Consider the following 18,931-nt stretch of genomic DNA (forward strand, 5'->3'; position numbering starts at 1 on the left):
GTACGCCGACAGCGATCGCGCGGCCCGCGTCCGGCCCTGCCAGGGATGCCGTTCCGGCACCGTGCGCGACCGTGTGCACCGGGTCGCGGCACGGGTTGTCGGTGCCTCGGTCCACAATGGTCGGCGTCAGATCAGTCAATCGCTTCAGCAAGGAGCCGGCAGCGATGGCCCGCCGCAGCACGAAGACCCCGCCGCCCGACGACTCGTACGAGGAGAAGATCCTCGACATCGACGTCGTGGACGAGATGCGTGGCTCCTACCTTGAGTACGCGTACTCGGTCATCTATTCGCGCGCCCTGCCGGACGCCCGTGACGGCCTCAAGCCGGTGCACCGCCGGATCGTGTACCAGATGAACGAGATGGGCCTGCGCCCCGACCGCGGCTACGTGAAGTGCGCGCGTGTCGTCGGCGAGGTCATGGGCAAGCTGCACCCGCACGGCGACGCGTCGATCTACGACGCGCTGGTGCGCATGGCCCAGCCCTTCTCCATGCGCATGCCGCTGGTCGACGGCCACGGCAACTTCGGCTCGCTGGGCAACGACGACCCGCCGGCCGCCATGCGGTACACCGAGTGCCGGCAGGCCGAGGCCACGAGCCTGATGACCGAGTCGATCGACGAGGATACGGTCGACTTCGCGCCCAACTACGACGGCCAGGAGCAGGAGCCGGTGGCGCTGCCGGCCGCCTTCCCGAACCTGCTGGTCAACGGCTCCTCGGGCATCGCGGTCGGGATGGCGACGAACATGCCGCCGCACAACCTCGGCGAGGTGATCGCGGCCGCCCGCCACCTGATCCGGTACCCGGGCGCGGACCTCGACGCGCTGATGAGGCACGTCCCGGGCCCGGACCTGCCCACCGGCGGCCGGATCGTCGGCCTGGACGGCATCCGCGACGCGTACGCGACGGGCCGCGGCACCTTCAAGATCCGTGCCACGGTCTCGATCGAGACCGTGACCGCCCGCCGCAAGGGCCTGGTCATCACCGAACTCCCCTTCGCGGTCGGCCCCGAGAAGGTCATCGCGAAGATCAAGGACCTGGTCAACAGCAAGAAGGTCCAGGGCATCGCGGACGTCAAGGACCTCACCGACCGCGAGCACGGCCTGCGCCTGGTCATCGAGATCAAGAACGGCTTCGTGCCGGAGGCGATCCTGGAGCAGCTGTACAAGCTGACCCCGATGGAGGAGTCCTTCGGCATCAACAACGTGGCCCTGGTGGACGGCCAGCCGCTCACGCTGGGCCTGAAGGAGCTGCTGGAGGTCTATCTCGACCACCGCTTCGACGTCGTCCGGCGCCGCAGCGAGTTCCGCCGCACCAAGCGCCGCGACCGGCTGCACCTGGTCGAGGGCCTGCTCACCGCGCTGGTCGACATCGACGAGGTCATCCGGCTGATCCGGTCCAGCGAGAACTCCGCGCAGGCCAAGGAGCGCCTGATGGAGCGCTTCTCGCTGAGCGAGGTCCAGACGCAGTACATCCTCGACACGCCACTGCGCCGGCTCACCAAGTACGACCGCATCGAGCTGGAGGCGGAGAAGGACAAGCTCACCGCGGAGATCGCGGAGCTGACCCGGATCCTGGAGTCCGACGCGGAACTGCGCAAGCTGGTCTCGGCCGAACTGGCCGCGGTCGCGAAGAAGTTCGGCACCGAGCGGCGTACGGTCCTGCTGGAGTCCGCGGGTGCCCAGGTGGCCGCCGTGCCGCTGCAGGTCGCCGACGACCCGTGCCGGGTGCTGATGTCCTCGACCGGCCTGCTCGCCCGTACGGCGACGGCCGGGCCGTTCCCGGAGGAGGCCGGCGCGAGGCGCGTCAAGCACGACGTGATCGTCTCGGCGGTCCCGGCGACCGCCCGCGGGGAGATCGGCGCGGTGACCTCGGCGGGCCGGCTGCTGCGCATCAACGTGGTCGATCTGCCCCAGCTGCCGGATACCGCGGCGGCCCCGACCCTGTCCGGCGGCGCCCCGCTCGCGGAGTTCGTGTCCCTGGAGGACGACGAGACGGTGGTCTGCCTGACCACGCTGGACGAGTCGTCCCCGGGTCTGGCGCTCGGCACCGAGCAGGGTGTCGTCAAGCGCGTGGTGCCCGACTATCCCTCCAACAAGGAGGAGCTGGAGGTCATCACGCTCAAGGAGGGCGACCGGATCGTCGGCGCGGTGGAGCTGCGCACCGGCGACGAGGACCTGGTGTTCATCACGGACGACGCGCAGCTGCTGCGCTTCCAGGCGTCCATCGTGCGCCCGCAGGGCCGCCCGGCGGGCGGTATGGCCGGCATCAAGCTCGCGGACGGCGCGAAGGTGATCTCCTTCACGGCGATCGACCCGGCCGCCGACGCGGTGGTGTTCACGGTGGCGGGCTCGCGCGGCACGCTGGACGACTCCGTGCAGACGACGGCCAAGCTGACCCCGTTCGACCAGTACCCGCGCAAGGGCCGGGCCACGGGCGGCGTGCGCTGCCAGCGGTTCCTGAAGGGTGAGGACTGCCTGTCGCTGGCCTGGGCCGGGCCCGCTCCCGCGCGCGCGGCGCAGAAGACCGGCAGCCCGGCCGAGCTGCCGGAGCTGGACCCGCGCCGCGACGGCTCGGGCACATCGCTGCCGAAGACGGTGGCGGTGGTCGCGGGGCCGGTCTTCTAGTAGCCGCCGGTGCCGGGGTCTTCCTCGGTGCCCGGGACGTAGCGCAGGACGCCCCACATGCCGTGCTCATCGGCGTGTGGGGCGTCGTTCGCACACCCCTGGAGCTCCTTGTCGAGGGCTTCGGTGTCGATGCCGGAGCCGATCAGCACGAGCTGGGTGCGGCGGCCGTCCCCGGCCGGCCAGGGCTCGGGGTGGAAACGCAGGAACCGGCCGACGGCATGCACGGTGTAGCGGTTGCGGACGTCGTACGGCCCGAAGTCGACGTGTCCCTTGATCCGGTACAGCCCGTCGGGGCGGCTGTCCAGGAAGCGCATGAGGCGACGCGGCTCCATCGGCGCGTCGGAGGCGAAGGACAGGTTGTCGTAACCGGTGTGGAGATGACCGGCGTGCTCGTCCGTGCCGCGCTCGTGCAGGTCGTCGAAGGACAGCTGCCCGATGCGCTCCTCGCTGGGCCGGCAGTCGAAGAGGAACTCCGGGTCGATGCGGCCGTAGGTGGCGGGGACGACGGCGGCGCGGTCGGTGAGGGAGCGTACGAGGCCGAGCAGCCGCTCACCGTCCGCGGCCCGGTCGAGCTTGTTGACCACCACGAGGTCGGCGAGGGCCAGGTGCCGGTCCAGCTCGGGATGCCGGGCGCGGGTGGCGTCGAACTCGGCGGCGTCCACGACCTCGACCAGGCCGCCGTAGACGACCCTGGGCTGCTCGCTGGCCAGCACCATCCGCACGAGTTCCTGCGGCTCGGCGAGCCCGCTGGCCTCGATGACGATCACGTCGATGCCGGCGTCGGGTGCGGCGAGCCGGTCCAGGTAGACGTCGAGTTCGCTCGCGTCGACGGCGCAGCACAGGCAGCCGTTGCCGAGCGAGACGGTCGAGTCGCCGAGGGCGCCGGCGACGGCCATCGCGTCGATCTCGATGGACCCGAAGTCGTTGACGATCGCTCCGATCCGGCTGCCTCCGCTGTGGTGCAGGAGGTGGTTGAGGAGCGTGGTCTTTCCGGAGCCGAGGAACCCGGCGAGTACGACGACGGGGATCTGCTGCGGGGTGCTGCTGTTGCGCAACGGGCGCCCTCTCTCCTGCTCTCCTGCGGACCGACTGCCGGACCAGGATAAGAGCGGCGTACCGGGGCGGGCTCAGGGCTGAGCCGGTACCGCCACCGGGGGCTCCGGGCCGACGTAGCGGGCGACCGGGCGGATGATCTTCGAGTCCGCCGCCTGCTCCAGGATGTTCGCGCTCCAGCCCACCACCCGGGCCGCGGCGAAGGTGGGGGTGAACATCTCGCGGGGCAGGCCGCACAGTTCCATGACCACGCCGGCGTAGAACTCGACGTTGGTGTGGAGTTCACGGCCGGGCTTCAGCTCGGCGAGGATGGCCTCGACCGTGCGCTCGACCTCCACCGCGAAGTCGACGCGGGGGCCGCCGAAGCTCTGGGCGATCTCGCGCAGCATCCGTGAACGCGGGTCCTCGGTGCGATAGATGGCGTGCCCGAACCCCATGATCCGCTCGCCGCCCAGCACCCGCTCCCGGATCCAGGGGGCGATCCGGTCCGGGGTGCCGATGGCGTCCAGGGTGTCCAGGGCCCGGCTGGGCGCGCCGCCGTGCAGCGGCCCGGACAGGGCGCCCACCGCCCCGGTCAGGCAGGCAGCTGCATCGGCGCCGGTGGAAGCGATGACGCGGGCGGTGAAGGTTGATGCGTTGAATCCGTGATCAATGGTCGAGATCAAGTATTGCTCGACCGCACGCGCCCGCCGCGGCTCCGGCTCCTCACCGGTGAGCATGTACAGGTAGTTCGCCGCGTACGCGAGATCCTCGCGCGGCTCGACCGGGTCGAGGCCCTGCCCCAGCCGGTACAGCGCGGTGAGCAGTGTCGGCACGGCCGCACAGGCGGCCAGAGTGTCGGCGCGGCGCCGGTCGGCGTCGACGTCGTACACCGGCCGCATGCCCCGTGCCGCGCCGAGCAGGGACAGGGCCGTCCGCAGGCCGGACAGCGGGCCGGAGGCACGGCTCGCCGCGGCGAGCGCGGGCAGTGCGGCGCGGACCTCGGCGGGCAGCCTGCGCAGCGCGGCGGTCTCGGCCGCGAAGGCGGCGCGGCGCCGTGCGTCCGGAAGCGTGCCATGGACCAGGAGATGCCAGACGTCCTCGAAGCCGCGGGTCCGCGCGAGTTCGACGGCCGAGTACTGACGGTAGTGGTAGAAGCCCTCCCGCCCGCGGACGTCGCCGATCTCGGTCTGGGTGACGACGACGCCCGCGAGGCCGCGCGGGGCCTCGATGAGCGGGGTGGCGGTCCTGTTGATGGACATGGTTCTCCTCCCTGGACTTGATCCCGACTGTCAATGCTTGACTCATCTCTTGTCAACATTGATTCAATCAATCTAACGCTATCAAGGTGTGCAGAGACGACTACCGTGACCCCCATGCGCGATCACGAACCCGCTTCCGGCCGTCCCGGACGAAGGCTGACCACCAAGGAGACCGCCGAACTGCTCGGCGTGAAGCCCGAGACGGTCTACGCGTACGTGAGCCGCGGCCTGCTCAGCAGCAGACGCGAACCCGGTGGCCGGGCCAGCACCTTCGAGGCGAAGGAAGTCGAGGCCCTCGCCCGGCGCAACCGGCGCGAGGCAGCGGCGCACCCGGGCTCCGGCGGCGACCTGTCGGTCCGGACCCGCATCACGCTGATCGAGCAGGACCGGTACTACTTCCGAGGCGTGGACGCCGTGGAGCTGGCCCTGCGTCACTCCTACGAGGAGGTCGCGGAGTGGCTGTGGACGGGCCGGCTGACTCCGGGCGTCACCCTGTCCGCTCCCGGCCCCACGGTCGAGGTCGCCCGCCGCGCGGTGCACGCGCTGTCCGAGCACGCCTCCCCCACCGACCGGCTCCGGGTGGCGGCGATCGCCGCTGCGGCCGAGGACCCGCTGCGCTTCGACCTGTCCGAGGACGCCGTGCTGAACACCGCGCGGATCCTCATCCCCACGCTCGTCGCCGCACTGCCGCCGGCCCTGTACGCCCCCGAGGACGATGGCCCGCTGGCCCACCGCCTCTGGGCCCGGCTGACCGCACGCCCGGCCGACGAGGCGTCCCTGCGCGTCCTGGACACCGCGCTCGCCCTGCTCGCCGACCACGACCTGGCCGCCTCCACGCTCGCCGTCCGGGTCGCCGCCTCGGCCCGGGCGCACGCCTACGCCGCCGTCTCGGCGGGGCTCGGCGTCCTGGAGGGCCCGCTGCACGGCGCAGCGAGCAGCATGGCCCACCGCCTGCTGCTCGACGTGCTCGACCAGGGCACGGCGGTCCCGGTGATCGCCGACGAGCTGCGCGCGGGCCGCCGCGTCCCCGGGCTCGGCCACCGGCTGTACGCCGGCGAAGACCCTCGCGCGCGCGTGCTGTTCGGCCTGCTGGAGCAGGTTCCGGGCGCCGAGCCCGCGCTGCTCGCGGCGCGGGACATCGTCGCCACGACCGCCCGGCACACGCCGCTCCACGCCAACGTCGACCTGGCCCTGGCGGTGTTCACCGCGTCCAGCGGCATGCCCGCCACGGCGGGCGAGACGATCTTCGCCGTCGCCCGGACGGCGGGCTGGATCGCGCACGCGCTGGAGGAGTACGGCGAGCGCCCGTTGCGCATGCGCCCCGTCGGTCACTACGTCGGCCCGCGACCGCCGCAGCCCCTGCCGGAGTAAGACACGGCCGGGCCGGAAGTCACCCCGGGCAGAGTCAGGTTAGGCTCACCTCTGTGAGTAGGTGTGCGACCGTCTCCCGGAGCCTCGACGAGCCCGTTTCCGGTACGGCGGCCACGGCGACGACGTGGCTGCTGCTGGAACAGCCCGGCCCGTGGGGTGCCAATGCGCTCACATCCAGCCATCTGGACCGCGCGCTGGGCCGGGCGCTGGAGCGCGCCGCCGACGGGACCGGCGTGCGCGTCGCGCTCATCCGGCGACCCGGGCGGCACGCCGACCCCGGCACACCGCCGCTCCGGCATGTGTACGCGGCCCACACCGTTCCGGGAAACGTGTGGCTGCACAGCGCCACAGTCCGAGATCCGAACCGACTCCTCGGCCTCGACTTCGCCGCCCTCGGCACGGGCGACCACCGTTCCTTCGGCTCCGCTGTCGACGGCCGGCCTCACACGGGCGACCCGCTCGCGCTCGTGTGCACCAACGGCAAGCGTGACCGCTGCTGCGCCCTGCTGGGCCGCCCCCTCGCCGGCGAGCTGGCCGCCTCGGGGGTGCGCGGGCTCTGGGAGGTCACCCATCTGGGTGGGCATCGCTTCTCACCGACGGTGCTCGTCCTGCCGTACGGCTACGCGTACGGCCGCGCCGAGGCGCACACCGTCAAGGAAGCGCTGCACGGCGTCCAGGAGGGGCGCGTGGTGGTCGAAGGGTGCCGGGGGTGCTCCGCCTGGGAACGGCCCGGCCAGGCGGCCGAGCTGGCCGTCCGGTCGGCGGCGGGCGAGGACCGCGCGGGCGTGCTCAGCGTCGTACGGACCGACGGCGGCGGCCCGCGCTGGGAGGTCACCGTCGCCCACGCCGACGGGCGGCTGTGGCGGGTCACCGTGGCCCAGGGGGCGTCGCTGCCGCCGCGCCCGGAGAGCTGCGGCGCGGAGGTGCTCGGCACACCCGCGCGGATGGACGTGGTGGCCGTGCACGAGCTGCGGCCGACAGCGCTGGCGAGTTGAGCGGCCACCTCTTTCAAGAATTGGTCAAGAGATCCCCACCACATCCTCTGGGGCACGTCGGGTCCTCCCCCGTAACGTCTGACCCATGAGCCCCACTCCCCCCGCACGCCGCCTGCGCCTGGGTCTGCCGCGACGGGTGTTCTCCCAGGTGCTGCTCATGCAGGTGGCGATCGCCGCGGGAGTGGCCGTGCTCGCGACCGGGCTGTTCCTGGCGCCGCTGAGCAAGCAGCTGGACCAGGAGGCGATGCGCCGGGCACTGGCCATCGCCCAGACCACGGCCCAGGACCCGCAGATCGCCGAGGGCGTGCGGGACACCGCGCCGACCCCCGACGGCCCGGTGCAGCAGGAGGCCGAACGGATCCGGCGGGCCACCCGTGCCGAGTACATCGTGGTGATGGACCGGCGGGGCGTGCGCTGGTCGCACACCACCCCCGCGCAGATCGGCGAGCACGTCTCGACCGACCCCCACGACGCCCTCGTCGGCAAGCAGGTCATGGAGATCGACGACGGCACCCTGGGCCGCTCGGCCCGCGGCAAGGTGCCGCTGTACGACGCCCGGCACCGGATCGTCGGGGCGGTCTCGGTCGGCATCGCCTACGACAGCGTGCGGGCGCGGCTGATCAGCGCGATCCCGGGGCTGTTCGCGTACGCCGGCGGCGCGCTCGCGGTGGGCGCGCTGGCCGCCTGGCTGATCTCCCGCCGGGTCCAGCGGCAGACTCGTGACCTGGCTTTCTCCGATATCTCGGCGCTGCTCGCGGAGCGCGAGGCGATGCTGCACGGCATCCGGGAGGGCGTGGTCGCCCTCGACCGCGGCGGCCGGGTCCGGCTGCTCAACGACGAGGCGCGGCGGCTGCTGGGCATCGGCGACGAAGCGGTGGGCCTGACCCCTGACGAGGCGCTCGGCGAGGGCCGCACGACCGACGTCCTGGCCGGGCGGGTCACCGGCACCGACCTGCTCACCGTGCGCGGCCAGCGCGTGCTGGTCGCCAACCGTATGCCCACCGGCGACGGCGGCGCCGTGGCCACCCTGCGCGACCGCACCGAACTGGAGCAGCTGGGGCGGGAACTGGACTCCACGCGCGGGCTGATCGACGCCCTGCGCGCCCAGGACCACGAGCACGCCAACCGCATGCACACGCTTCTCGGGCTGCTGGAGCTGGAGATGTACGACGACGCCGTGGAGTTCGTCGGCGAGGTGGTCGGCGACCACCGGGTCACCGCCGAGCAGATCACCGAGAAGATCCATGACCCGCTGCTGGCCGCGCTGCTGGTCGGCAAGGCCACCGTGGCGGCCGAGCGCGGGGTCGCCCTGTGGGTGTCGGAACGCACCCGGCTGCCGGACCGGCTGATCGATCCCCGCGGCCTGGTCACGGTCGTGGGCAACCTGGTGGACAACGCCCTGGACGCGGTCGCGGGCACGCTGCACGCGCGCGTGGAGGTCGAGTTGCGCAGTGAGGGCCGTACGGTCGTCCTCAGGGTGCGCGACACCGGGCCCGGGATCCCGGCGGACCAGCGGGAGCTGGTCTTCATGGACGGCTGGTCCACCAAGGAGCCGCCCGCACACGGCAAGCGGGGCATCGGGCTCTCCCTGGTGCGCCGGCTGGCCGAACGGCAGGGCGGCGGCGCGTCGGTGGGCGTCGCGGACGGCGGCGGCGCGGAGTTCACCGTGATCCTGCCCGAGGCGCTCACCGAGCCGGAACCGGAACCGGCGCCCGCGCTCGCGGTATCCGCGGGGCCGGCCCCGGAGCACGTTCCCGCCGCTGCCGAGGAGGAGGCACGATGATCGAGGTCCTGATCGTGGACGACGACACCCGCGTGGCGCGGGTCAACGCGGCCTACGTGGCGAAGGTCCCGGGCTTCCACGTGGCCGGCGAGGCGCACAGCGCGGCCGAGGCGCTGCGCCACGTGGAGACGCTGCCGCGGGTGGACCTGGTCCTCATGGACCACTATCTGCCGGACGACACCGGTCTCGCGGTCGTCCGGGAGATGCGCCGGCGCGGCCACCAGGCCGACGTGATCATGGTGACGGCGGCGCGGGACGTGTCGACTGTGCAGGCCGCGATGCGGCAGGGGGCGCTGCAGTACCTGGTGAAGCCGTTCGCCTTCGCCGGTCTGCGGGCCAAGCTGGAGGCGTACGCCGAGCTGCGGCGCACCCTGGACGGCGGCGGCGAGGCCGAACAGGCGCAGGTGGACCGGATCTTCGGCGCCCTGTCCGCGCCGTCGGAACGCGGCCTGCCCAAAGGACACTCCCCCACGACGGCGGAGCTGGTGCGCCAGGCGCTGATGAACTCCCAGGGCCCGCTGTCCGCGCAGGAGATCGCCGAGCGGACGGGGGTGAGCCGGCAGACCGCCCAGCGCTATCTGAAGCTCCTGGAGCGCACGGGACGGGCCCGGCTCACTCTCAGGTACGGCGACGCGGGCCGCCCGGAACACCGATACGTGTGGGCGACCCGTGTCTGAACGGACGGAGCCTGTACGTTACTTGACGGCCTTGACGAACTCGGTCGTGTACGTCTTGCTCAAGTCGACCTTGGCGTTCTTGATGTTGGGGTTGAACGACTTGAGGACCTTCTCGACGGTCTCCGGGCCGCCCTCGGGCATCACGCCGTCGTCGGTGAACATCGGCAGGGTGCTCTTGATGGCCTGCGCGTAGAGCGTCTTGTTGCCCTGGGAGTAGTCGGCGGGCATCTTGGCGGCGATCTCGTCGGCGCTGTGGGTGGACATCCACTTGAGCGTCTTGACGAATGCGTTGACCAACTTCTGGACGGTTTCCTTGTGTCCATTCACCCAGTCCGTCTGCATGTAGAGACTTGACGACGGGTACGGGCCACCGAGCGCCTCCTGCGAACCCTGCGGGGTACGCATGTCGAGGAGGATCTTGCCCGCCTTCTTGTCCAGGATCGTCGCGACGGTCGGGTCGGTGGTCATGCCGCCGTCGATCGCGCCGTTCTGGAGAGCCGCGATGAAGGTCGGGCCGGCTCCCACGGCGACCGAGGTGAACTCGCTGACCTTCACACCGTTCTTGACCGCCAGGTATTTGGTGAGGAAGTCGGTGGAGGAGCCGAGCCCGGTCACGCCCAGCTTGCGGCCCTTGAAGTCCTTGGGCGACGTGAGGCTGCCCGCCGCCTTGCCGGAGACCACCTCGACCTCGCCGGGCGCGTGCGAGAACTGCACGACCGACTCGACCGACTTGCCCTTCACCTGGAGGTCGAGGGTGTGGTCGTAGAAGCCGACCGCGCCCTGCACCTGGCCGGAGACGAGCGCGGTCTCGGCCTGGACCCCGGCGGGCTCGCTGAGCAGCTGGACGTTCAGCCCCTCGGCCTGGAAGTAGCCGAGGCGCTGGGTGAGCATCGCGGGCAAGTAGATGACCTTGTCCAGCCCGCCGACCATGATCTTGACGGACTCACCCTTGCCGCCGCCCCCGCCGCTGCCGGTGTCGGCCGTGGAACTGGCCGCGTCATTGGCGCAAGCAGTGAGCGAGGAGAGGGCGAGGAGTCCGGCGGCGGCCTGGGAGGCGTATCTGGCGGTCTTGCGCATGACGGTGTCACGTCCTTGTGAGAGGGCGGTGCGGGAAAGGCGTGGGGGGGCTGGTCCGAGGGGGCCGGTTCAGCTGTCGGAACCGGCGGACTTCCAGCGGAAGATGCGGCGCTCGGCGAAGGTCAGCAGTCCCTCGGCGACCAGGGCGACGACCGCGAGGATGACCATCGCGGCGTAGACGCCGGCCGCGTTGAAGGTGTTCTGCGACTGCGAGACGAGCAGTCCGATGCCCTTCGTCGCACCGATGTACTCGCCGACGATGGCGCCGATCAGCGCGAAGCCGAAGCTGACGTGCAGGCTGGTGAAGATCCAGGAGGTGGCCGACGGGATGACCACCTGGAGGGTCACCCTGCGGTCGCTGGCGCCCAGGATGCGGGCGTTGGCCACCAGGTTGCGGTCCACCTCGCGGGCACCCTGGAAGGCGTTGAAGAACACCGGGAAGAAGACGAGCACGACGGCGGAGGCGACCTTGGAGGAGGGTCCGAGGCCGAACCAGATCAGGAAGATGGGTGCGAGGACGATCCTGGGGATCGAGTTGAGCACCTTGATGTATGGACCAAACACTTCGGCGAGCAATCTGATCCGCCCGAGCGCGATACCCAGGAGCACACCGGCGATCACACCGATGACCCAGCCGAGCAGTGCCTCGTAGAGCGTGTACCAGATCTGTTCGCCCAGCGAGCCGAGCGCGGTGCCGTGCGTCACCCAGGTCCAGATCTGGTCCCAGATCTTCGTGGGCATCGAGAAGTTGAACGGGTCGATGACCTTGGCGCGGGACAGTCCCTCCCACAGGCCGAGGACGGCCACCAGGACCAGCACGCGCGCGAGGTTGACGACGGCCTTGCGGCGACGAGCGGCCTGGGCGCGGCTCTGCGCGCGGTCGGCGACTTTCGCGGTCTCGACAGCCGGTGTGCTGAGAACCTCAGGCGACATGGGCGGCACCCCTCTCGCGGGTGATGCGGACCTCTTCGCCGAGCGACTCCCAGATCTCGCGGTAGATCTCGATGAACTGCGGCTCCAGGCGCACCGATTCGACCTTGCGCGGCCGCGGCAGGTCGATGTCGAACACCTGCTTCACGGTCGCGGGGCCGGCGGTCATCACAACGACCTTGTCGGCGAGCGCGATGGACTCCTCCAGGTCGTGGGTGACGAAGACGACCGAGGCACCCGTGCCCTCCCACAGCTCCAGCAGCTCGTCCGACATCAGCGCCCTGGTCTGCACGTCGAGCGCGGAGAACGGCTCGTCCATCAGCAGGATCTCGGGGTCGTTGACGAAGGTCGCGGCGAGGGCCACGCGCTTGCGCTGGCCGCCGGACAACTGGTGCGGGTAACGGTCCTCGAAGGCGGCCAGTCCGACGCGGGCCAGCCATTCGCGGGCCTTCTCCTTGGCCTCCGCCTTCGGTACGCCCCGGAAGCGGGGGCCGGACATGACGTTGGATAGCACCGTGCGCCAGGGGAACGTGGCATCCTGCTGGAAGACGAAACCGACCTTGTCGCCGACGCCTTCGACCGGCTCTCCGGCCACCAGCACCTCGCCCTCGGTGGGCTCCTCCAGGCCGCTGACCAGCGTCAGCGTGGTGGACTTGCCGCAGCCGGTCGGTCCTACGACGGCCACGAACTCGCCGCGCTCGACGGTGAGGTCCAGGCCGCGCACGGCCGTGTGCAGTCCCCCGGACGGGGTTCTGAAGGTCTTGCTCGCGCCCCGCAACTCGATGGCGGGGCTGGTGTGTGCGCTCATGGCCCGGGACGGTAGGTGTGGCCCCGGCCACGGCAGGAGTCTTGTGAGCACAAGCCGTTCTTTTGCCCGCAAGAGCCTGTTGTGCTCATTTTGCTCGCGTTACAACTGCGGAGCCGAAACACGGGCTTAACGCTCGTCGGCCTTGAAGGAGAGGCCTGATGATTGACGTCCTGGTCGTGGACGACGACTTCCGCGTCGCTGAGATAAACGCCAAGTACGTGGGAAAGGTTCCCGGCTTCCGGGTGACCGCCCGCGCGCACAGTGCCGCCCAGGCCCTGTCCACCGTCCAACGCGGCAGTGTCGACCTGGTCCTGCTGGACCACTATCTGCCGGACGGGACCGGCCTCGACCTCGTCCACCGCATGCGGGAACAGGGCCACGGCACGGACGTCATCATGATCACGGCGGCCAGCGAGGTGACGACCGTCCAGCAGGCGATGCGCCTGGGCGCCCTGCACTATCTGGTCAAGCCGTTCACCTTCGCCGCCTTGCGCATCCGCCTCGACTCCTACGCCGCGCTGCGCCGCACCGTGGACCGGGTCGGCGGCCACGGTCTGACCGGTCAGGAGCAGGTCGACCGGATCTTCGGGGCGCTGCGCACGTCTTCCGCCCCGTCCGCGCCCGGCCTGCCGAGCGGCCACTCGGAGCCCACGACCGACCTGATCTGCGGCGTCCTGCACCGCGCCGACCAGCCGCTGTCGGCCCACGAGGTGGCCGCCAGGACCGGTCTGAGCCGCTCCACGGCCCAGCGCTACCTCCGCCACCTGGAACAGGCCGGCCGACTGCGGCTCTCCCTGAAGTACGGCGACACCGGCCGGCCGGAGCACCGGTACGCATGGGTCGCGCCGTAGGGGGCTACACGGCCCCGGCGCCGGTCAGCGACCGCACCTCGGTCTCGGCGTACTTGGCCTCGTCCGCGACCTCGTCCGAGGTGACCGTGCCCAGCCAGCCGGCCACGAAGCCGAGCGGGATGGAGACGAGGCCCGGGTTCTGCAGCGGGAAGTACTGGAAGTCGACGTCCGGGAACAGCGAGCTCGGACTGCCGGAGACCACCGGGGAGAGCAGGACGAGCCCCAGCGCCGGGATCAGCCCGCCGTATACGGCCCACACCGCGCCGCGGGTGGTGAAGCCGCGCCAGAACAGCGAGTACAGCAGCGCGGGCAGGTTCGCCGACGCGGCGACCGCGAAGGCGAGGCCGACGAGGAAAGCGACGTTGAGGTCGCGGGCCAGCAGGCCGAGCGCGATCGCCACGACACCGATGCCGAGCGCCGCGAACCGTGCCACCGCGACCTCGCTGCGCGGCTTGCCGTGCGTCCGGCACAGCGAGGCGTACAGGTCGTGCGCCACCGAGGCCGACGAGGCGAGCGTGATCCCGGCGACCACGGCGAGGATCGTCGCAAAGGCGACGGCGGCGACGACCGCGAACAGAACCGTTCCACCGGTGGATCCCGCTCCGCCGCCCAGGTCGAGGGCGAGCAGGGGCACGGCCGTGTTCCCGGCTGCATTCGAACCGCGCACCGCATCCGGACCGACCACCGCGGCCGCACCGAGGCCGAGGACGATCGTCAACAGATAGAAGCCGCCGATCAGCCCGATGGACCACACGGCGGAACGGCGGGCGGCGCGCGCGGTGGGCACGGTGTAGAAGCGGGACAGGATGTGCGGCAGTCCCGCCGTGCCCAGCACGAGGGCGAGACCGAGGCTGATGAAGTCGAGGCGGGCGGTCCAGCTCCCGCCGTACTTCAGGCCCGGCGCCAGGAACGCCCTGCCGTGGCCGCTGCGGTCCGCCGCCGTGAGCAGCAGCCGGTCGACATCCCCATGGAAGCGCAGCAGGACGAGCACGGTCAGCGCCACCGCCCCGCTCAGCAGCAGCACCGCCTTGACGATCTGGATCCAGGTGGTGGCTCGCATCCCGCCCAGCGTCACATAGATCACCATGAGAGCGCCGACCCCGATGACCGTCCAGGCCTGGGCCGTCCCGCTCGTCCGCCCCAGCAGCAACGCCACCAGACTGCCCGCGCCGACCATTTGCGCCACCAAATACAGCACGGACACCGTGACCGAGGACGTCCCCAACGCGATCCGCACCGGCCGCTCGCTCATCCGCGCCGCCACCACGTCGGCCAGGGTGAACCGCCCGCAGTTGCGCACCAGTTCGGCCACCAGGAACAGCACCACCAGCCACGCCACCAGGAAGCCCACCACGTACAGCAACCCGTCGTACCCGTAGAGGGCGATGAGCCCGGTGACCCCGAGGAAGGACGCCGCCGACATGTAGTCACCCGCGATGGCAAAACCATTCTCCATGGGAGAGAACAGCCGCCCTCCGGCATAGAACTCCTCCGCCGAACCGTGCCGCCGACGGCTCACCCATGTCGTGATCCCGAGGGTGACGGCCACGAAACCGCTGAACAGCAGCAGCGCCAGTGTCTGGTGCTCCCCGGTCACGAGGCACCTCCCCGTACTTCGCGGGTCAGTTCCTGGGTGTCCCAGCGCAGCTCCAGCGCGGCTCGGTCCCGGCGCAGGCGCGCGTGCCGGGCGTAGGCCCAGGTGAGCAGAAACGTGGTGAGGAACTGCCCGAGCCCGGCCAGCATGCCCACGTTCAGCGCTCCGGCGACAGGCCGGGCCATCAGCTCCGGCGCGGCCGTGGCGGCGACGACATAACCGATGTACCAGACGAGGAAGACGACGACCCCCGGCACGACGAACCGCCGGTACCTGCTGCGCACCTCCTGGAAGGCCGCGCTGCGCTGCACCTCGACGTACACGTCGCGAGCGCGAACCCCGGGTCCGCTCCGGTCGTCGCGCGGAGACGGCACGACCGGCGCCGGCATGCCCGCGCCATCCAGCTCGCCCCAGCCGAAGGCCAGGGCGTCGTACCAAGGGTCCTCGTACGCCGTGTCACGCGAGGACGTGCCGTGATCTTCCCGGTTCTCGGCCGAACTCTCGGCACCGTCCCCGGCTCCGCGGCAACGGCCGTTGCTTGACTGCATGCCCAAGGATGGACAGATCGGGAAGATCCCTGACTCTTCTTCCCTCGGCTCTTCACCCCATCAGGTGATTCACTGCGTGGGCGGCCTCACCAGCCCCTTGCTGTACGCGTAACGCACCGCCTGTGCTCGGTCCTTGAGACCCGTCTTGGCGAAGAGGTTGTTGATGTGCGTCTTCACGGTCGCCGTCGACACATGCAGCCTGCGGGCGATCTCCTGGTTGCTGAGCCCGTCGGCGATCAGCAGCAGGACCTCGGTCTCACGCGTGGTCAGTCCGTCGGGCGGCGTCTCGGGCCCCGTGGGCGGGCCGGTCTCGGCCGGGGTGGGCTCGGGCTGGGACAGTCGCTCCAGCAGCCGGCGCTGCACGCTCGGCGACAGCCCCGCGTCCCCCGACAGCACGCTCTGCACGGCGCGCACGATCTCGTCGCCGCCGGCGTCTTTGGTCAGATACCCTCGGGCGCCGGCCCGCAGCGCGGGGAACAGCGACTCGTCGTCCGCGTACGTGGTGAGCACCACGACCTGGGTCCGGGGGTGCTGCGACCGGATCCGCCGGGTGGCCTCCACACCGTCGCAGCGGGGCATCCTGAGGTCCATCAGTACGACGTCCGGGTCGAGTTCCTCGACCAGCTGCACCGCCTCCTCGCCGTCTCCCGCCGCACCGACGACCTCCACGCCCGGCAGCAGCCCGAGCAGCATCACGATGCCTTCCCGGACCACGGTCTGATCGTCGGCGACGACCACTCGCGCGGGCTTCTCCTCCCCCTCCGTCTCGGTCATACCGGCACCTTCAGCGTCACCACGAACCCCTCCTCGTCCGGCCCCGCGTCCAGCGAACCGCCCAGCAGCTCGGCGCGCTCACGCATACCCAGCAGACCGTACCCGCCTCCGGAACTCGTCAGTTCGCCCGGCAGCCCGCCCGAGTCCCGTACGATCAGCGTCACTTCGTGGTCGCAGTAGTCGAGGCGCAGCTGCACTTTGGCGCCCTGGGCGTGTTTACGGACGTTGGTGAGCGCCTCCTGCGCGACCCGGCGCACCGCCTGAGAGGCCTCGGCCGACAAGGGTCTGCGCTCACCCGTGACAGTGACCTCCGCGCCGCCGGTCCCAGTGACGAGTTCGCTCAGAAACTCCTCCAGCGGGGTCAGTTCGCCCCGCAGCGCGGACAGTGCCTGCCGGGTCTCCGCGAGCCCGTCGCGGGCCATTCCGCGTGCGGCCACCACCCGCTCCAGGATCCGGTCGCGATCGGCACCGTTCTCGATCAGCAGCCGGGCCGCCTCCAGATGCACGAGTTGCGCCGAGAGGCTGTGAGCCAGGACGTCGTGGATCTCGCGCGCGATCCGAGCCCGCTCGGCCAGCGCCGCGGACTCGGCCTCCGCGACCCGGGCGGCCCGCTCCTGGGCGAGGAGCCGCTGCGCGTTGCCGCGGGCTTCCGCGTCCAGCCGCAGGACGTATCCGGCGAGGGCCATGCCCGCCACCGTGGCGGCCGTGGTCAACCAGACGTCGTTGTTGAACGCGGAGTACGAGGCCAGCGCCACGGACGTCACGGGTAGGGCCACCGCGAGCGGCAGCCGCTCCAGGGCGCTGATTCCGCAGCCGCACCAGATCAGCAGGGCCGGGCCTCTGAACCCCGTGGCCTCGGCGGCAACCGCGATGGCCAGGAGCACGCTCATCAGCGCCAGGGAGGGGACCAGCCGGTGCTGGTAGGTGGTCCGGAAGAAGGCCCAGGAGACGACACCGGCGAGAAGGACCGCCGCTGCCGCTGCGAGCGCCTCCCAGATTCCGACGTGCCTCTGGCTGAACGCCGCCCACAGGAGCAGGGCGAGCACAAGGAGTCTGACGGCCCAGGCGAGCATCCGCCGGGGTCGGCTGATTCCCGCTCGGCCGAGCGCCTCTCGCGACGGCCAGCGGGTCCAGGCGTTGTCCGTCACGCGCGCTCCTTCCAGGCCTGCCGCATGCCGTCACCGTACGCCGGTGCGGGACGGGTCGCGGTGCCGAGGGACCGGGCCCGCCAGACCAGGATGCCGCCGCGGACCAGCAGGGTGCCGGCGATGCCCAGCATCAGGGCAGAGCTGTTCTGGTGCAGGCCCAGGGCGTAGCTGAAGGCGTAGACACCGATCCGCAGGGTGATGCCCACGGCCCACACCGCGCCGCTCGCCTTGGTGCTCTTGGTCCACACGACGCCGTCCTCAGCCGTCCAGATGCGAGTCGTCCAGGCCCAGCCGGCTCCGGTGGCGAGACCGATAAGCATCTCCAGTGCGAGCAGTGCGACGGACTCCGTGCGGTGGTGGGCATCGAGGATGCCGGGCTCGCGCAGCGCGACGACGGCCAGGATCACCGGGATCAGCCACCAGCGCCGGTCGGTGTTGATCGCGCGGACGCGGAACTGCCGCACGATCACTATGGCGACCACGGCCACAATCGCCAGCGCGTTGACCAGCCCGGACATCAGAGCCTCCGTGAGCGAGAAGGTGGTGCCGGAGCAGGCGCTGCCGGCACCTTCGAAGCTACGGAAATCCGCAGCTCCGCAGATCGGAGCGGAGGTGGATCACGGGTGGAAACCTCGGGCGGCGCATCTCCACCCACGGGTGTAGAGGCTCGTCGGGCGCAGAGTGGAGGGGCGACGGAGACGCGGGGGCAGGGCGCTGTCCGGTGCCGCATCCGGCGAGGCAGGCTGCGACGCCGGGCCACCGTGGGAGAAACGGCGAGTCGGGGTCCAGGGCTCGGACGCGGGGCGGAGTCAGGGGATGGTGGTTGGGAACCATGGCCGGGCGGGGGCCGGTGGCGAGCTTCGCGGGACGGTGGCCGGGGATGGAGGCGGGAGCCGGTGCGGCGGAACATGGTTGACCGGGAGGCGAGCGGCTCTGAGTGGTGCGACGTCGACCGACCCGGGGGCGGCCCCTCCGACTGCCTGCCGAGAGGCGCGCGGCACCGGCCAACCAGTGGCGGCGAAAGCGCCTCACCCTGCTGGGACGTGGCGGGGCAGGAGACGGTCGACCGGAGGCGATCGGCCAGAGCGGGATGTGGCAAGGGCCGACCGGACGCTGCGGCAGCGCACTGGTACGGGAGGCGGCGGCCGGGCAGGCAGACACCGCCCTCACCGCTCGCGCCGCCAGGCCGGATGACCGGCGAGCTGCCGACTCCGTCGCGGGTCGTGCACTCGGCCTCCGGCGTCAGGCCGGCACCCGCCCCCGACGGCCACCGTAAGCCTGATTCCGCACTCGATCGGCGCCACCAGAGCCACGCACCCGACCGCCACGGCCAGCGGGAACGCAGGCACCCGGCCGCTGTCACCCCAGCAGGGACGCACCACCGTCATCGGCCAGGGCGTGCACCGAACCGCAACCGCACGCCGGGGACGCCTGCCCGACCAGCCACCGCCGGCCCA

16 protein-coding genes are annotated in these 18,931 nt (G+C 71.3%); 6 read left to right on the forward strand and 10 right to left on the reverse strand.

The window, feature by feature from the left end; genetic code table 11:
* Positions 1–164: 164 nt before the first annotated feature.
* On the forward strand, positions 165–2,624 hold the full coding sequence (locus tag LE548_RS34630) for a DNA topoisomerase (ATP-hydrolyzing) subunit A (protein WP_225100991.1): 2,460 nt from the start codon (positions 165–167) through the stop codon (positions 2,622–2,624).
* On the opposite strand, the gene LE548_RS34635 is transcribed toward LE548_RS34630, so the two are convergent.
* Together LE548_RS34635 and LE548_RS34640 are read right to left on the reverse strand one after the other, a co-directional pair.
* Positions 2,621–3,679 carry a GTP-binding protein gene (locus tag LE548_RS34635; protein WP_225100992.1) on the reverse strand — a complete coding sequence of 353 codons (1,059 nt, stop codon included), beginning with the start codon at positions 3,677–3,679 and terminating at the stop codon, positions 2,621–2,623. The genes LE548_RS34630 and LE548_RS34635 overlap by 4 nt on opposite strands.
* 72 nt (positions 3,680–3,751) lie before the next feature.
* Positions 3,752–4,918, reverse strand: coding sequence for a citrate synthase/methylcitrate synthase (locus LE548_RS34640; RefSeq protein ID WP_225100993.1), 1,167 nt, complete (start codon positions 4,916–4,918; stop codon positions 3,752–3,754).
* A gap of 114 nt (positions 4,919–5,032) precedes the next feature.
* On the opposite strand from LE548_RS34640, the gene LE548_RS34645 reads away from it, so the two are divergent.
* The 4 genes from LE548_RS34645 to LE548_RS34660 all read left to right on the forward strand — a co-directional run bounded on the left by LE548_RS34645 (position 5,033) and on the right by LE548_RS34660 (position 9,744).
* Positions 5,033–6,289 (forward strand): citrate synthase, encoded by a 1,257-nt coding sequence (locus LE548_RS34645; RefSeq protein ID WP_225100994.1) that lies wholly within the window; start codon positions 5,033–5,035, stop codon positions 6,287–6,289.
* A gap of 53 nt (positions 6,290–6,342) precedes the next feature.
* Positions 6,343–7,284: a sucrase ferredoxin gene (locus LE548_RS34650; protein WP_225100995.1), complete on the forward strand. Its 942-nt coding sequence runs from the start codon at positions 6,343–6,345 to the stop codon at positions 7,282–7,284.
* Between the two features lie 85 nt (positions 7,285–7,369).
* A complete protein-coding gene (locus LE548_RS34655; RefSeq protein WP_225100996.1) occupies positions 7,370–9,067 on the forward strand; it encodes a sensor histidine kinase in 1,698 nt (565 codons plus the stop codon).
* Positions 9,064–9,744, forward strand: a complete 681-nt coding sequence (locus LE548_RS34660; protein ID WP_225100997.1) for a response regulator — start codon at positions 9,064–9,066, stop codon at positions 9,742–9,744. The genes LE548_RS34655 and LE548_RS34660 overlap by 4 nt, the downstream gene beginning before the upstream one ends.
* A gap of 18 nt (positions 9,745–9,762) precedes the next feature.
* Here the strand turns inward: LE548_RS34660 and LE548_RS34665 are convergent, their stop codons facing one another.
* The 3 genes from LE548_RS34665 to LE548_RS34675 all read right to left on the reverse strand — a co-directional run bounded on the left by LE548_RS34665 (position 9,763) and on the right by LE548_RS34675 (position 12,559).
* Entirely contained in the window at positions 9,763–10,821 is a 1,059-nt protein-coding gene (locus LE548_RS34665) for an ABC transporter substrate-binding protein (protein WP_225100998.1), read from the reverse strand.
* Between the two features lie 69 nt (positions 10,822–10,890).
* Positions 10,891–11,754: an ABC transporter permease gene (locus LE548_RS34670; protein ID WP_225100999.1), complete on the reverse strand. Its 864-nt coding sequence runs from the start codon at positions 11,752–11,754 to the stop codon at positions 10,891–10,893.
* Positions 11,744–12,559 carry an ABC transporter ATP-binding protein gene (locus tag LE548_RS34675; RefSeq protein ID WP_225101000.1) on the reverse strand — a complete coding sequence of 272 codons (816 nt, stop codon included), beginning with the start codon at positions 12,557–12,559 and terminating at the stop codon, positions 11,744–11,746. Before LE548_RS34675 ends, LE548_RS34670 begins: the two co-directional genes overlap by 11 nt.
* Before the next feature lie 158 nt (positions 12,560–12,717).
* Between LE548_RS34675 and LE548_RS34680 the strand changes: the two genes are divergently transcribed.
* A complete protein-coding gene (locus tag LE548_RS34680; protein ID WP_225101001.1) occupies positions 12,718–13,410 on the forward strand; it encodes a response regulator in 693 nt (230 codons plus the stop codon).
* 4 nt (positions 13,411–13,414) lie between these two features.
* Here LE548_RS34680 and LE548_RS34685 read toward each other — a convergent pair whose 3' ends face one another.
* The 5 genes from LE548_RS34685 to LE548_RS34705 all read right to left on the reverse strand — a co-directional run bounded on the left by LE548_RS34685 (position 13,415) and on the right by LE548_RS34705 (position 17,992).
* The gene (locus LE548_RS34685) at positions 13,415–15,007 is read right to left on the reverse strand and encodes a cation acetate symporter (RefSeq protein WP_225101002.1); all 1,593 of its coding nucleotides are present in this window, start codon (positions 15,005–15,007) and stop codon (positions 13,415–13,417) included.
* Complete coding sequence (locus LE548_RS34690; protein WP_225101003.1) at positions 15,004–15,552, reverse strand: DUF485 domain-containing protein; 549 nt, start codon at positions 15,550–15,552, stop codon at positions 15,004–15,006. Before LE548_RS34690 ends, LE548_RS34685 begins: the two co-directional genes overlap by 4 nt.
* Before the next feature lie 69 nt (positions 15,553–15,621).
* A complete protein-coding gene (locus LE548_RS34695) occupies positions 15,622–16,326 on the reverse strand; it encodes a response regulator transcription factor (RefSeq protein WP_225101004.1) in 705 nt (234 codons plus the stop codon).
* Positions 16,323–17,474 carry a histidine kinase gene (locus tag LE548_RS34700; RefSeq protein ID WP_225101005.1) on the reverse strand — a complete coding sequence of 384 codons (1,152 nt, stop codon included), beginning with the start codon at positions 17,472–17,474 and terminating at the stop codon, positions 16,323–16,325. The genes LE548_RS34695 and LE548_RS34700 overlap by 4 nt, the downstream gene beginning before the upstream one ends.
* Positions 17,471–17,992 carry a DUF1453 domain-containing protein gene (locus LE548_RS34705; protein ID WP_225101006.1) on the reverse strand — a complete coding sequence of 174 codons (522 nt, stop codon included), beginning with the start codon at positions 17,990–17,992 and terminating at the stop codon, positions 17,471–17,473. Before LE548_RS34705 ends, LE548_RS34700 begins: the two co-directional genes overlap by 4 nt.
* Between the last annotated feature and the right edge of the window lie 939 nt (positions 17,993–18,931).

The sequence above is a fragment of the Streptomyces sp. CoH27 genome (genome assembly GCF_020181035.1).
GTDB lineage: Bacteria > Actinomycetota > Actinomycetes > Streptomycetales > Streptomycetaceae > Streptomyces > Streptomyces camelliae.